Raw genomic sequence first — 13,812 nt, 5'->3', positions numbered from 1 at the left:
GGGCGTCCGGCCGCGGCGGCGGGCGTCTCCCCGCCCGCGCCGTCGCTCGTGGCCGGCGCCGCCCTAGTGTAACCGAGCGCGACGGCGACGGCCCGTGGTGGTGTTCAGGCGGGGTCGCGAACGAAGGGGTTGGTGCGTCGCTCGCGACCGAGCGTCGACATCGGTCCGTGCCCGGGGATGAAGGCGATCTCGTCGCCGAGCGGGAAGAGTCGCTCGCGGATCGAGGCGATCAGCTGGGCGTGATCCCCGCGGGGGAAGTCGGTGCGACCGATCGAGCCGCGGAAGAGCACGTCGCCGAGCTGGATCAGACCGCTCGCGCGGTTGAGATAGGCGATGTGTCCCGGGGTGTGTCCCGGGGTGTGGATCACCTCCAGGGTCTGTTCGCCGAGGGCGATGGTCTCGCCGTCGGTGAGCCAGCGCTGCGGGGTGAAGGGCTCGATCGGCGGGAAGCCGAACAGCTCGCACTGGTGCTCCAGGGTCTCGATCAGAAAGGCGTCGTCGCGGTGCGGACCGAGGATCGGCACCCCGAGCCGCGCGGCGAGCGGGGCGCTGGCGCCGACGTGATCGAGATGGCCGTGGGTGAGCAGCAGGTACTCGGGGATGAGTTCGAGCTGCTCGATCAGGGTGGCGATGACCTCGGGCTCGCCGCCGGGATCGATGACCGCCGCACGTCGGGTCTGGTCGCACCACACCAGGGTGCAGTTCTGCTGGAAGGGGGTGACGGGCTGGATCTGGTAGTGCACTGGGCTGTCGTCGGGCTGATGGATCTTGCGCGCGGATGCTCGCAGTCCTCTGCCCAAGTGTCCAGCCCGGCGTGTCCGGGAGCAGTCGCGCAGCTGCGCGTCGAGCTGGTCTCTGTGGCTGATCGAGATGGTGGCCCCATGTGGCGGCGTGGAGACCGGCCGCGCGCGGCCGGTCGCCGGGGTCAGTCGTCGTCGAGACGCTCGATCACCGCCTCGGTGATGTCGAGTCCCTCGTCGATGTAGAGCAGGCCGTTCTGGCCGCGCTCGACGACCATGTCGAGCCCGCGCTTCTCGGCGATGGCGTTGACCACCTCGCGCGCCGGGACGACGATCTCGCGGCCCTTTTCCTGCTGGGCCTTCATCAGCTCGCGTTGCAGTTGCGCGGCCTCCTTCTGGTAGGCGGCGATGCGCTCCTTGAGCTCGGTGCGCTGCTTGTCGACCTGTGCTTCGCTCATCAGCGGGGCGTCGCGCTCGAGCGACTGCTGCATCTGCATCAGCGTCTGCTCCTCCTCGGCCAGGGCGCGTCCGCGCGGCTCGAAGTCCTTGCGCAGCTGCTCCTGCACCTGCTGACCGATGCGGCTCTCCTCGAGCACCTTCTGCATGTCGACATAGCCGACGCTCGGGCCCGCGAGGGCGGGCAGGGGCAGGGCGAGGGCGAGCAGCAGGGCTTTGGTCTGAAGCGGACGACTCATGTGTGGACTCCGGGATGGTCTCGGGTATCTGGTGGTCCGGCACGGATGGCGGTCGGTGCCGGCGGTTCGGGCCTCTGGCCCCGGCGGGATTCTAAGCCAGGGCGCCGGATCGCGTCACAGTGGCGTGCGCCTGGCCGGTGGTCGCGACCCTGGCGAAAATCACCACGGAAAGCGACAATATACGGAACTTCACCGCCGTTGCGTCCTCAATCGCCTGTGCCGCCGTGAGCGGTGGCGGGCTCGGGGTCGTCGGGCTCGATGGTGACAGGCATGGGGCGGGAAGGTGTCGACGCGCCTCGTTCGTCGTCGCGGTCCAGGCCTCCGGGCGCGACCGGATCCGGTCGCCGACCGACCCCTTTCGATATAGACAGACCGCGTCCGGCAGGCGCGGCCAGCTTTTCCGGAGATCCGCAACGTGGGCAACTCGCTCCAGGACCAACTGCTCAAGGCGGGCTTGGTCAACGAACAGAAAGTCAAGCAGGCACGCTCGGCCAAGCGCAAGAAGGTCAAGCAGAATCCCAAGGGCGGGGCCGGTGACGAGGCCGCGCGCCAGGCCGCCGAGCGTGCGCGCCGCGAGAAACTCGAGCGCGATCGCGCGCTCAACCGCCAGCGCCAGGAGGAGGCCGCGCGGCGCGCGGCCGAGAACGAGATCCGCCAGCTCATCCACAGCAACCGGGTGGTGCGCGAGCGTGGTGACGTCGCCTACAACTTCACCGACGGCAGCAAGCTCAAGCGGATCTATGTCAACAAGGCACAGCACGCCAAGCTGGTCGCGGGTCGGCTCGCGGTGGTGCGTCAGGACGACTTCTACGAGCTGGTGCCGGCGGAGATCGCCGAGCGCCTGCTCGAGCGCGACGCGCGTCTGGTACTGGTGCTCAACCGCCCCGAGGAGACGCCCGACGCCGACGACCCCTACGCCGAGTTCCAGGTGCCTGACGACCTGATGTGGTGAGGCGGTCGCGCTGCCCATGTCCCTGTTACCGATGGAGTCGCCGATGACGGAACCGGTCAATCTCAAGCTTGCGGTGCTGATCGACGCCGACAACGCCCAGGCGAGTATCGTCGAGGGGCTGCTCGCCGAGGTCGCCAAGTACGGCACCGCGCACGTCAAGCGCATCTATGGCGACTGGACCTCGCCCAATCTCGGCTCCTGGAAGGAGACGCTGCTGCGTCACTCGATCCAGCCGATCCAGCAGTTCAGCTACACCAGGGGCAAGAATGCCACTGATGGCGCGATGATGATCGACGCCATGGATCTGCTCTATTCGCGCAACTTCGACGGTTTCTGCATCGTCTCCAGCGACAGCGACTTCACCCGTCTGGCCTCGCGGTTGCGCGAGTCGGGGATGACCGTCTACGGCTTCGGTGAGCGCAAGACCCCCGAGCCCTTCGTCGCCGCCTGCGACAAGTTCGTCTTCACCGAGGTGCTGCGCGAGGACGTCGACGAGGACATCGACGCGCGCAAGAGCGCCAAGGAGCTCAAGTGCGACACCCGGCTGGTCAACCTGCTGCGCAGCGCCGTCGACAGCGCCGCCGACGACACCGGCTGGGCCGGGCTGGGGGCGGTGGGCTCGGCGGTCGCCAAGCGCAGCCCCGGGTTCGACGCGCGCAACTACGGCTACCGCAAGCTCAGCGAGCTGCTCAATGCCATCCAGCTCTTCGAGCTCGAGGCGCGTCAGGTCGGGCGTGGTCCCAACCGCGTGCTCTACGTCCGCGACCCGCGTGCCCATGGCTGAGCGCGCGCTGCCCCTGATCGACACCCATTGTCATATCGATCTGCCGGTGTTCGACGCCGATCGCGCGGCGGTGCTGTCCGCGGCGCGCGCCGTCGGGGTCGAGACCCTGGTGGTGCCGGCGATCGACCTCGACGGTTGGTCGCGGGTGCTGGCGCAGCGTGCCGCCGCCTCCGGCGAGCGCCCGGCCTGTCGCGCCGCGCTCGGGCTGCACCCGCTCTATCTGCCGCCGCCCGAGGAGGCCGAGTCGGCACTGACGACGCTGCGCGCGCTGGTCGCCGCCGAGCGCCCGGTGGCGATCGGTGAGATCGGGCTCGACTTCCATCGTGCCGACGCCGATCGCGACCACCAGCTGGCGCTGTTCGAGGCCCAGCTGGCGATCGCCCGCGAGGCCCGGTTGCCGGTGCTGCTGCATGTGCGCAAGGCCCACGAGGAGGTGCTCGCGGCGCTCGCCCGCGCCGGTGTCGAGGGCGGCATCGCGCACGCCTTCGGCGGCAGCGAGCAGCAGGCCGGGCGTTATCTCGAGCGCGGGTTCCGGCTCGGCTTCGGCGGCATGCTCACCTTCACGCGCTCGACCCGGCTGCGGCGGCTGGCGCGGGCGTTGCCGCGTGACGCCCTGGTGCTCGAGACCGACGCGCCGGACATGACCGTGGCCAGCCACCGGGGCGAGCGCAACAGCCCGGCCTATCTCGATCAGGTGCTCGCCGCCCTGGCCGAGGTGCGCGACGAGTCGGCGGAGGCGCTCGCCGCCCACACCACGACCAATGCCCGCGAGGTGCTGGCGCTATGAGCCTGGATCAGCCGCTGTGGGACCGCACCCGGATCCTCGTCGGCGAGGACGGGGTGGCGCGACTGCGTGATGCGCACGTCTTCGTCGCCGGGCTCGGCGGGGTCGGTGCCTTCGCCGCCGAGGCGCTGGCGCGCGCCGGGGTCGGCACCCTCACCCTGGTCGATCACGACCGCGTCGCCCCCTCCAACCTCAACCGTCAGCTGGTGGCGCTCACCACCACCCTGGGCCGCCCCAAGGTCGAGGTGATGGCCGAGCGCGTCGCTGCGATCAACCCCGCCTGCCGGGTCCGCGCCCATGCCGCCTTCCTGCCCGCCGAGGGCGCCGATGCCTTCCTCGCCGAGCGCCCGGACCAGCTCGTCGACGCCATCGACAGCCTGGCGAGCAAGCTCGCGCTGATCGAGACCGCGCTGCGTCTCGGTGTGCCGGTGGTCAGCAGCATGGGCGCCGGCGGGCGGCTCGATCCCACCCGTATCCAGGTCGGCGACCTGATGGACACCAAGGTCTGCGGGCTGGCGCGCGCGGTGCGCACCAAGCTGCGCCGCCGTGGGGTCGGGCGCGGGGTGTGCGTGGTCTGGTCGGACGAGGAGCCGCACCCGCCGGCACCGCCCGAGCCGGTTAGCCAAGGGCGTCCGCGGGCGGTCAACGGCACCATCAGCTATCTGCCGGCGCTGTTCGGGCTGACCCTCGCCGGGGTGGTGATCCGGCGCCTGCTCGAGGGAACGGACGCAGGCTGAGCGGTTCAGTCCGCCCGTGCCCGCGAGCCGATCCAGTCCGGCAGCGCCTCGGGCGCGAGCGGTCGGGCGAACAGATAGCCCTGGCCTAGCCGACAGCCGAGTCGGCGCAGCGCCAGCGCCTGCTTGCGGGTCTCGATGCCCTCGGCGAGCACCTCCTGCCCCAGTGCCTCGCCGAGGGCGATGATCGCGCGGATGATGTCGCGATCCTGTCCCTGGCTCTCGATCCCGCCGACGAACGAACGATCGATCTTGAGCAGATCGACGGGCAGCTCCTTGAGCCGCGCCAGCGACGAGTGTCCGGTGCCGAAGTCGTCGACCGAGAGGCTGATGCCCTCGGCGCGCAGTCGTTCGAGCTCGGCGATGACCTCGATATCGTGCTCCATCACCACGCCCTCGGTGATCTCCAGTCCCAGATGGTGGGCCTCGAGCCCGGTCTCGGCGAGGATGCGCCGGGTCGTGTCATAGAGTGCGCCGCGCTGGATCTGGGCATGGGCGACGTTGACGTGCACCCGACCGATGGCGATCCCGGCGTCGAGCCAGCGACGTGTCTGGAGACAGGCCTCGTGCAGTGCCCACTCGCCGAGCGCGAGGGTCAGCCCGCTCGACTCGGCGATGGGGATGAAGCGCCCCGGCGGCAGCAGTCCGTGCTGGGGGTGCTGCCAGCGCACCAGGGCCTCGAGACCGACCAGGGCGCCGTCGATCAGCGAGACCTGGGGTTGGTAGTGGAGCAGCAGCTCGCCGTCGCGGATGGCGCGCCTGAGCTCGTGTTCGAGCTGGGCGCGCTCGCGGGCGATGCGGGTGAGGGTGGCGGTGAAGAAGGCATAGCTGTTGCCGCCGGCATGCTTGGCCTGGCGCAACGCGACCTCGGCGTTGCGCAGCAGCTGGGAGCTGTCGGCGCCGTCGCGCGGGTAGAGCGCGACACCGATGCTCACGGTGATCAACAGCTCATCGTCGCAGAGCTCGAAGGGTGCGGCGATGGCGCGCAGCAGCTGTTCGGCGAGTCGGGCGCTGTCGGCCTCGTCGGCGATGTGCTCGGTGAGCACCATCAGCTCGTCGCCGCTGAAGCGGGCGATGGTGTCGTCGCGTTGCAGTTGTGTCTTCAGGCGCCGCCCGACGGCGCGCAGCAGGGCGTCGCCACCGGCGTGACCGAGTGCATCGTTGATCCCCTTGAAGCGATCGATGTCGACGAACAACACGGCGAGCTGAGCGCGTCCCTGTTCGGCGCGACCGATGGCGTGCTCGAGCCGGGCCTGGAACAGCAGCCGGTTGGGCAGCTCGGTGAGGGCGTCATGATGGGTGAGGTAGTCGACCCGCGCCTGGGAGTGACGGACCTGGCTGAGGTCGGAGAAGACGCCGACGAAGTGCGCCGTCTCGCCCTGGGCATCGCGCACCCGGTTGACCCGCAGCAGTGCCGGGTGGACGCTGCGGTCGCGATAGCGGATCCAGATCTCGCCGCGCCAGTAGCCGGTCTCGGCGAGGGCGCGGCGCATCGAATGGAAAAAGCCCGGGGGGTGGCGGGCCGACTTGAGGATCGAGATCGGCCGACCGAGCAGGGTGTCGTGCTCATAGCCGGTGATCGCGGTGAAGGCGCGGTTGACCTCGAGCAGGCGTCCGCTCGCGTCGGTGATGTAGATCCCCTCGGCGGTGCTGTCGAAGACGGTGCCGGCCAGGCGCAACCGCTCCTCGGCGGCGCGGATCTCGGTGAGATCGATGTCGACGCAGAACATCTCGCGCCGGCCGCTGCTGTAGCGCTGCATCACATGGCTGGAGAAGACCTCGACCGGTGAGCCGTCGCGTCGGCGCAGCCGCAGCTCGCCGGCCGGCGGGTCGCGATCGCTCTGCAGCCAGGTATCGATCAGCCCCGTCATCCGCTCGCGAAACTCCGGCGGGATGATCAGCTCCTCGATCCGCCGTCCCAGCGCCTCTTGCGGGGTGTAGCCGTAGACGCGCTCGTTGGCGCGGTTCCAGAAGGTGACGCGACGCTGTTCGTCGTAGCCCTGGACCGCGATCGCCGGCAGCTTCTCGAGGATGCCGCGAAAGCGCGCCTCGCTCTCGCGCAGCGCCGACTCGATGCGGCGACGCTCGCGATGCGACAGCACCACGAGCACCACCGGGCCGCTGGGGGTGTTCTCGACCAGTTGCAGTCGCACCTCGAGCGGGGTGCGCGGGTCCGGGCCCGGGGCCTCGAGCACCCGCTCGCCGGTGTGCACCGCGGCCAGCTCGTCGTCGAGTTCCCGCTCCGCCGGCCAGCAGGGCAGCGGCTCGAGCCGCTGGCCGAGCAGCTCGCGCTCGTCCAGACGCAGCAGCTGGCAGGCGGTGAGGTTGGCGAGCAGGATGCGCCCGTCGTCGGGGTCGATTGCGATCAACCCTTCGTGGCTGGCATCGAAGAGCGTACGCAACAACCCCAGCGCCGAGTTGGTTGAGGAGAGGTGCGGACGCTTGGGTGCGACGGGCACGGGGTCAGACTCCAAGGTCAGCGTCGTTGTTCGGCTGGAGGAGAAGGTCGGTCCGGTCGTGTTCGGCGCATCGGGATCGCTCCGCAGTGAAGTCCGCTGTCGATTCTAAGGGGGCATTGACGATGCCGCATGTGGATTATGGGCTCGATTTGATCCCCTCCCACCCGGCAAGTGCCTCGCGGCGCGACTGCGCCAGGTCGACGATGGGGGGCGGATAGTTGACGCCGAGCCCGACGCCGGCGCGTGCCAGCGTGGTGCTGGTGGCGGTCCAGGGCTGTTGCAGTACCTTGTCGGGCAGCCGCGCCAGCTCCGGACACCAGCGGCGCACATAGTCACCATTGGGGTCAAAGCGTTCGCCCTGGCGCACCGGGTTGAAGACCCGGAAGTAGGGTGCGGCATCGGCGCCGCAGCCGGCCGTCCACTGCCAGCCGAGGGTGTTGCTGGCGAGGTCGGCATCGACCAGGGTGTCCCAGAACCAGCGCGCGCCGAGCTGCCAGGGCAGGCGCAGGTTCTTGGTGAGCAGCGAGGCGGCGACCATGCGCACCCGGTTGTGCATCCAGCCGGTGTGCCACAGCTCGCGCATCCCGGCATCGACCAGGGGGATGCCGGTGCGTCCCTGCTGCCAGCGCTCGAGCAAATCGCTATCGGACGGCTCGCGCCAGGGGTAGTCGGCGAAGCGCGTATCGAGCGGATGCTCCGGGGTTTGCGGGAAGTGATAGAGCAGATGATAGGCGAACTCGCGCCAGCCGAGTTCGCGCACGAAGGCGTGCTCGCCCAGGGGCAGGGCTGCGGGGAGCGCGGCGCGGGTCAGCGCGAGCAGCCGGTGTGGCCCGATCTCGCCGAAGTGGAGGTGTGGCGAGAGCCGCGAGGTGGCGGGGCGGTCGGGGTGATCGCGCAGCTCACCGTAGCCGTCGAGATGGCCGGCGAGGAAGCGCTCGGCGGTCGTCCGGGCGCCGTGCTCGCCGGGCGTCCAGGCCTCGGCCAGCCCCTGGTCCCAGCGGATGCGGGGCAGCAGGTCGAGCTCGGCGACGGTGTCGCCGCCGTCGAGCTCGACGCCGGGGATGCGCACCGGGGCCGCGATCGGGTCGGGGAACTCGGCGAGTCGGGGTGTGCAATGACGCCAGAAGGCGCTGAACACCTTGTAGGGAGCGCCGCTGCCGCTAGCCACCTCCCAGGGCTCGAACAGCAGCGCGCCCTTGTGGCTGGTGCAGTCGAGCCCGGCGGCACGGAGTTGCTGCTTGATCGCGGTGTCGCGCTCGCGGGTGGCGGGGTCGTAGAGACGGTTCCAGTGGACCGCACGGGCGCCGCTGGTCTCGGCCAGCCGGCGCAGCAGCGCGAGGCTCTCGCCCTGGCCGATCCACAGTCGGGCGCCGCAGGCGCGCAGCGCGGCATCGAGCGCCTCGAGGCTGTGGTGCAGCCACCAGCGGCTGGCCGCGCCCGGGGCCCAGGGGGCCTCCTCATCGGGGGCGTGGATATAGACCGGGAGGATGCGTGCGCCCGAGCGCAGCGCCGCCTCGAGCGCGGGGTTGTCGTCGAGACGCAGGTCGCGTCTGAACCAGACGATGACGGTATCGGACATGATGTGGTGCTGATCGGTGCGTGTGAACGGACGGCGGCGTCGCCGGCGAGGCGCGATGCCGATGGTAGCCGATCCGGGCGTGTTCGAGTGCTCCGCTCAGGGTGCGGTTGTCAGCACCTCGTCGAGGAAGGTCTCGAGCATGCGCCAGGCGCGTTGTGCGGCGCGGGCGTCGTAGGCCACCCCGTCGAGCTTGTAGCGGTCGGCCCCCGGGTTGGTGAAGCCGTGACGGGCACCGCCGTAGATCACCAGCTGCCAGTCGGCGCCGAGGCGTTCGAGTTCGTGCTGGAAGGCGTGCACGCGCGCCGTCGGCACCATGGGGTCGGCGGCGCCGTGCAGCGCGAGCACCGCGGGTGAGAGGTGGCCGAGCTCGGGCGGCGGCGGGGGCAGGGAGCCGTGGACGCTGACCACGCCGGCGAGCGGCGCGCCGGCATAGGCCAGTTGCATCGCGGTGGCGCCGCCGAAGCAGTAGCCGAGCGCGACGATGCGCTCGGGGTCGACCTCGGGGCGCTCGCGCAAAACATCGAGCCCGGCGAGTGCGCGCTGGCGCCAGGCCTCGGGGTCTTCGCTGAGCTGGGTCATCCACGCCTTGGCGTCGGCGGCGTGTTCGGTGACCCGGCCGGCGCCGTAGAGGTCGGCGGCGAAGACCACGTAGCCGAGTTCGGCGAGTCGGCGCGCCTGGGCGCGGACGTGATCGTTGAGCCCCCACCACTCGTGCAGCACCAACACCCCGGGGCGTGGGCCGGGTTGGGCGTCGTCAAGGCTGAGATAGCCGCCGAGGCGGGTCTCGCCGTCGGTGTAGAACAGGGTCTCGGTGCGGGGCGTGGCCCCGACCTCGAGCGTGACCAGCAGGGCGACGGCGGCGAGCAGCGACGGGATGCGCATCCTCAGTTCCCTCCGTGCGGATCTCTGGGGCGGGCGTGGACCTGGCCCGCATGAGGGGGATATCCGGGCGCATGGTCGCGATGGCAATATGTCTCCCAGAGGCAGGATTGCAACCCTGATCCGGCCCGTCTATCCTGATGCTGCGTTGCAGCACGGCGGTCCGGCCCCGCCGATTCAGACGTGGCCGATCAGCTCGTCGAGATGCGTACTGACACAACGGCCGAGCGCCGACAGCGTATACCCCCCCTCCAGGCAGGACACCACCCGTTCTCCGGCATGGCGCAGCGCGAGCTGATGGAGTTCGCGGGTGAGCCAGCCGAAGTCGGCCTCGCGCAGGTTGAAGTGCGCCATGTCGTCCTCGATATGGCCGTCGAATCCCGCCGAGATCATGATCAGCTCGGGCGCGAAGTCGTCGAGCCGGGGCAGCCAGGCCTGCTCGATCGCGGTCTTGAAGGCGGCCCCGTCGGTCAGTCGCGGCAGCGGCAGGTTGAGGATGTTGGGTGCGTCGGTGTCGGCGCCGCTGTTGGGGTAGAAGGGGTGCTGGAAGCTCGAACAGAACAGCACCCGCTCGTCGCCGCGGAAGATCTCCTCGGTGCCGTTGCCATGATGGACGTCGAAGTCGATGATGGCCACCCGCTCGAGCCCGTGATGGGCGAGGGCGTGGGCGGCGCCGATGGCGACGTTGTTGAACAGGCAGAAGCCGCCGCCGCTGCGCCGTCCGGCATGGTGGCCCGGCGGCCTCACCGAGCAGAAGGCGGCATGATGACGGTCGCTCATCACCAGATCGACGCCGAGGATCACCGCGCCGGCGGAGTGCATCGCCGCCTCCATGGTATGACGGTTCATGCCGGTGTCGCCGCCGTCGACCCAGGCCACCGAGTCGTCGCTCGGGGCGGTGTCGATGATGTGCTGGACATAGTCCGGGTCGTGCACCATCTCGAGCTGCGCGCGACTCGCGGCGGGGGCGTCGTAGTGGGTCAGCAGCATCTCGATGCCGCAGGCGATCATGCGATCGCCGATCGCGTTGAGCCGCTCGGGGCACTCGGGATGATGTTCGCCCATGCGGTGTTCCATGCAGGACGGGTGGCTGATGAAGGCGAGATTCATGTCGGGTCCTCGGTCGTCGAGCACGGCGTCCGCTGGAGGCGCCGCCGGCATGGTTTCGTTCTTCGCGACAGGGCGTCCACACGGACGCATCCGGGCTGCGATCATTGGCACGGGGGGCGGCGCACGCGCTGGGCGCGGGCTCGCCGACACGACCTTCCATCCTCGCCTCGGCGGGGATTCCCGGTCAATGCGGAGCATCCCCGGCGTCTCGGGTGCGCGTCGCTGCCCCGAGGCGATGGCCGGTTTCCGTGCCGGGCGTGACGGGATGGCCGATAATCAGTCCCTCTTGGAGGGTTTCAATGCAGCTTAACCCCTTTCCTGCCTCGGAGGGCAGATCCCATGCGCTTGACCGACATTGACCAACTCTTCACCCCGAGTGCCGTGGCGGTGTTCGGTGCGAGCGATGAGGAAGGCTCGATCGGCGGAATGGTGTTCCGCAACCTGCTCGCCGGTGGCTTCAAGGGCCACTGCTATGCGATCAACCCCAAGTACGAGGAGGTCGCCGGTCAGCCCTGCTATCCGAGCCTGACGGCGCTCGACAAGCACATCGATCTGGCGGTGATCGCCATCCCCGCCGAACGGGTGCCGGCGATCCTCGATCAGTGCGGCAGCTATGGGGCCAAGGCGGCGGTGGTGCACTCGGCCGGGTTCGCCGAGCACGGTGAGCGCGGCGAGGTGCTCCAGGAGCGCATGGTCGAGGCCGCACGGCGCAACCGCATCCGCGTGCTCGGGCCCAACTGTCTCGGGGTGATGCGCCCGCAGCACGGGCTCAACGCCAGTGTCGGCGAGGCGTTGCCGCGCAGCGGCAACGTCGCCCTGGTGTCGCAGTCGGGGGCGATCTGCACCGCGATGATGGACTGGTCGGAGCCGCGCAAGGTCGGCTTCTCGGCGGTGGTCTCGCTCGGTGCGGCGGCCGATGTCGACTTCGGCGACATCCTCGATTATCTCGCCCTCGACAGCCAGACCCAGTGCATCCTGCTCTATGTCGAGGGCATCCGCAACGCGCGCCACTTCATCAGCGGGCTGCGCGCCGCGGCGCGGCTCAAGCCGGTGGTGATCGTCAAGGCCGGGCGGCATCCGGCCGGCTCGCGGGCGGTGAAGTCGCACACCGGCGGCTTCGTCGGCTCGGCGGAGGTGTTCCGTGCGGTGACCGATCGTGCCGGCGTGGTGCAGGTCGACGACCTCGACCAGCTGTTCGCCGCCGCCCAGGTGTTCGGCGCCCGCCGTCGGCTTGCCGGCGACCGCATCGCCATCATCACCAATGGCGGCGGTCCCGGCGTGCTCGCCGCCGATCGCACCGTCGAGCTGGGCCTGACCCTGGCGCAGTTGAGCGACTCCACCCGTCAGGTGCTCGAGCGGGTGTTGCCGGACTACTGGTCGCACGGCAACCCCATCGACATCATCGGGGATGCCAACCCGGAGCGCTATCGTGCCGCGCTCGACGCCTGCCTCGCCGACCCCGAGGTCGACGGCGTGCTCTGCATCCTCGCGCCGCTGGTGTTCGGCGATCCGGTGGCCACCGCCAAGGAGGTGATCGATGCGGCCAAGGGCAGTCGCAAGCCGGTGCTCGCCTGCTGGATGGGCGGGCAGTACGTGGTCGATGCGCAGACGCTGCTCGCCGAGAACGGGGTGCCGCACTTCGACAACCCCGAGGTCGCCGCCTCGGCCTTCGCCTTTCTCGCGGTGCACCAGCGCAACCAGAAGCTGCTGATGCAGTCGCCGGCGCCGCTGGCCTTCGAGAACCCGCCCGACATCGAGGGCGCGCGACTGATCATCGAGGGGGTGATGGCCGAGGGGCGCAAGGTACTCGGTACCGTCGAGGCCAAGGCGATCCTCTCGGCCTTCCGCATCCCCACCATGCAGGCGGTGATGGCGCGCACCCCCAACGAGGCGTTGATGGCGGCCGAGGCGCTCGGCTTCCCGGTGGTGATGAAGGTCAACTCCCCCGACCTGGAACACAAGTCCGCGGTCGACGGGGTCAAGCTCAACATCGCCGACGCCCAGTCGGTGCGCCGCACCTTCACCGAGATCGTCGAGCGCGCCCGGCGGCTGCGCCCGGACGCCCGGCTCGAGGGGGTGACGGTCGAGCATATGGTCTCGAGCCGCGCCGCGCGCGAGCTGATGATCGAGGTCTTCCGCGACAAGATCTTCGGCCCGGTGATCTGCTTCGGCGCCGGCGGCACCAAGATCGAGGTGATCGAGGATCGTGCCCTGGGCCTGCCGCCGCTCAACGCCTTCATCATCCAGACGATGATCGACCACACCCGCATCGCGCGGCTGATGGGCAGCTTCCAGCACATGCCGCCGATGAACCGGGTGGCGCTGGCGAGAATCCTGCAACGCGTCTCGGAGATGGTCTGCGAGCTGCCCGAGGTCATCGGTCTGCGCATCAACCCGTTGATCGGCAACGACAAGGAGGTGATCGCGGTCGACGCCTCGATCCATGTCGACTACCGCCCGCCGCAGCAGCGCATCTACGGCCACATGGCGATCTATCCCTATCCGAGTCACCTCATCGAGCGGGTACAGCTGCCCGACGGGCGCGATCTGGTGATCCGCCCGATCCGTCCGGAGGATGCCGAGATGGAGCAGGACTTCGTCCGCGGACTCTCCGAGCAGACCAAGTACTTCCGCTTCATGCAGGCGATCAAGGAGCTGACCCCGGAGATGCTGGTGCGCTTCACCCAGATCGACTACGACCGCGAGATCGCGCTGATCGGGGTGCTCGAGCACGAGGGCAAGGAGGTGCAGGTCGGGGTGGCGCGCTACATGACGCGCCCGGGCGGCGAGGCCTGCGAGTTCGCCATCGTGGTCTCCGACCAGTGGCGCAACATGGGCATCGGCGCACGGCTGATGCGCTCGCTGATGCAGAACGCGCGCCGGCGCGGCTTCCGGGTGATGGACGGCGAGGTGCTCTCGGCCAACAACCGCATGCTGGCGCTGGTCAAGTCGCTCGGCTTCCGTATCGTCAACGATCCCCAGGACATGTCGGTGAAGCTCGTCAGCAAGGTGCTCTGAGCCCTGCGACGGTGTGCCAGAGTCCCGGATAAATCGCACTAATAACCTTTGGTAAGGTTATAATAGCGCGAGTAATTT

General features: G+C 69.6%; 11 protein-coding genes. 5 read left to right on the top strand and 6 right to left on the bottom strand.

The window, feature by feature from the left end:
* Nucleotides 1-104 precede the first annotated feature (104 nt).
* Together EBL85_RS11615 and EBL85_RS11610 are read right to left on the bottom strand one after the other, a co-directional pair.
* The gene (locus tag EBL85_RS11615; RefSeq protein WP_123139714.1) at nucleotides 105-743 is read right to left on the bottom strand and encodes an MBL fold metallo-hydrolase; all 639 of its coding nucleotides are present in this window, start codon (nucleotides 741-743) and stop codon (nucleotides 105-107) included.
* Nucleotides 744-925: 182 nt separating this feature from the next.
* On the bottom strand, nucleotides 926-1,435 hold the full coding sequence (locus EBL85_RS11610) for an OmpH family outer membrane protein (RefSeq protein ID WP_123142991.1): 510 nt from the start codon (nucleotides 1,433-1,435) through the stop codon (nucleotides 926-928).
* Nucleotides 1,436-1,850: 415 nt separating this feature from the next.
* Here EBL85_RS11610 and EBL85_RS11605 point away from each other — a divergent pair, with 415 nt between their 5' ends.
* From EBL85_RS11605 to EBL85_RS11590, 4 genes are read left to right on the top strand one after another with little or no spacing between them, the layout of a single operon-like run.
* Nucleotides 1,851-2,387, top strand: a complete 537-nt coding sequence (locus EBL85_RS11605; RefSeq protein WP_123142990.1) for a DUF2058 domain-containing protein — start codon at nucleotides 1,851-1,853, stop codon at nucleotides 2,385-2,387.
* 43 nt (nucleotides 2,388-2,430) lie between these two features.
* Nucleotides 2,431-3,171 (top strand): NYN domain-containing protein, encoded by a 741-nt coding sequence (locus tag EBL85_RS11600; protein WP_123139717.1) that lies wholly within the window; start codon nucleotides 2,431-2,433, stop codon nucleotides 3,169-3,171.
* Nucleotides 3,164-3,958 (top strand): TatD family hydrolase, encoded by a 795-nt coding sequence (locus EBL85_RS11595; protein WP_123142989.1) that lies wholly within the window; start codon nucleotides 3,164-3,166, stop codon nucleotides 3,956-3,958. Before EBL85_RS11600 ends, EBL85_RS11595 begins: the two co-directional genes overlap by 8 nt.
* Nucleotides 3,955-4,692 (top strand): ThiF family adenylyltransferase, encoded by a 738-nt coding sequence (locus EBL85_RS11590; protein WP_123139719.1) that lies wholly within the window; start codon nucleotides 3,955-3,957, stop codon nucleotides 4,690-4,692. The genes EBL85_RS11595 and EBL85_RS11590 overlap by 4 nt, the downstream gene beginning before the upstream one ends.
* A 5-nt stretch (nucleotides 4,693-4,697) precedes the next feature.
* Here EBL85_RS11590 and EBL85_RS11585 read toward each other — a convergent pair whose 3' ends face one another.
* The 4 genes from EBL85_RS11585 to EBL85_RS11570 form a co-directional block, all read right to left on the bottom strand.
* Nucleotides 4,698-7,148, bottom strand: a complete 2,451-nt coding sequence (locus EBL85_RS11585; protein ID WP_165913554.1) for a bifunctional diguanylate cyclase/phosphodiesterase — start codon at nucleotides 7,146-7,148, stop codon at nucleotides 4,698-4,700.
* A gap of 136 nt (nucleotides 7,149-7,284) precedes the next feature.
* Nucleotides 7,285-8,727: a deoxyribodipyrimidine photo-lyase gene (locus EBL85_RS11580; protein ID WP_123142987.1), complete on the bottom strand. Its 1,443-nt coding sequence runs from the start codon at nucleotides 8,725-8,727 to the stop codon at nucleotides 7,285-7,287.
* A gap of 96 nt (nucleotides 8,728-8,823) precedes the next feature.
* A complete protein-coding gene (locus tag EBL85_RS11575; RefSeq protein WP_123139722.1) occupies nucleotides 8,824-9,609 on the bottom strand; it encodes a dienelactone hydrolase family protein in 786 nt (261 codons plus the stop codon).
* A gap of 174 nt (nucleotides 9,610-9,783) precedes the next feature.
* Nucleotides 9,784-10,716 carry a histone deacetylase family protein gene (locus EBL85_RS11570; RefSeq protein WP_123142986.1) on the bottom strand — a complete coding sequence of 311 codons (933 nt, stop codon included), beginning with the start codon at nucleotides 10,714-10,716 and terminating at the stop codon, nucleotides 9,784-9,786.
* 339 nt (nucleotides 10,717-11,055) lie between these two features.
* Between EBL85_RS11570 and EBL85_RS11565 the strand changes: the two genes are divergently transcribed.
* A complete protein-coding gene (locus EBL85_RS11565) occupies nucleotides 11,056-13,734 on the top strand; it encodes a GNAT family N-acetyltransferase (protein WP_123139724.1) in 2,679 nt (892 codons plus the stop codon).
* Nucleotides 13,735-13,812: the final 78 nt, after the last annotated feature.

It is taken from the genome of Marichromatium sp. AB32 (genome assembly GCF_003718675.1).
Taxonomy (GTDB): Bacteria; Pseudomonadota; Gammaproteobacteria; order Chromatiales; family Chromatiaceae; genus Marichromatium; species Marichromatium gracile.
This window is presented reverse-complemented; position numbering and strand designations above follow the sequence as displayed.

What these genes read in the sequence shown, in the direction of transcription:
- EBL85_RS11565 (WP_123139724.1), top strand. Translation starts at nt 11,056, where the DNA reads ATGCGCTTGACCGACATTGACCAACTCTTCACCCCGAGTGCCGTGGCG.
- EBL85_RS11570 (WP_123142986.1), bottom strand. Translation starts at nt 10,716, where the DNA reads ATGAATCTCGCCTTCATCAGCCACCCGTCCTGCATGGAACACCGCATG.
- EBL85_RS11590 (WP_123139719.1), top strand. Translation starts at nt 3,955, where the DNA reads ATGAGCCTGGATCAGCCGCTGTGGGACCGCACCCGGATCCTCGTCGGC.
- EBL85_RS11575 (WP_123139722.1), bottom strand. Translation starts at nt 9,609, where the DNA reads ATGCGCATCCCGTCGCTGCTCGCCGCCGTCGCCCTGCTGGTCACGCTC.
- EBL85_RS11595 (WP_123142989.1), top strand. Translation starts at nt 3,164, where the DNA reads ATGGCTGAGCGCGCGCTGCCCCTGATCGACACCCATTGTCATATCGAT.
- EBL85_RS11600 (WP_123139717.1), top strand. Translation starts at nt 2,431, where the DNA reads ATGACGGAACCGGTCAATCTCAAGCTTGCGGTGCTGATCGACGCCGAC.
- EBL85_RS11610 (WP_123142991.1), bottom strand. Translation starts at nt 1,435, where the DNA reads ATGAGTCGTCCGCTTCAGACCAAAGCCCTGCTGCTCGCCCTCGCCCTG.
- EBL85_RS11580 (WP_123142987.1), bottom strand. Translation starts at nt 8,727, where the DNA reads ATGTCCGATACCGTCATCGTCTGGTTCAGACGCGACCTGCGTCTCGAC.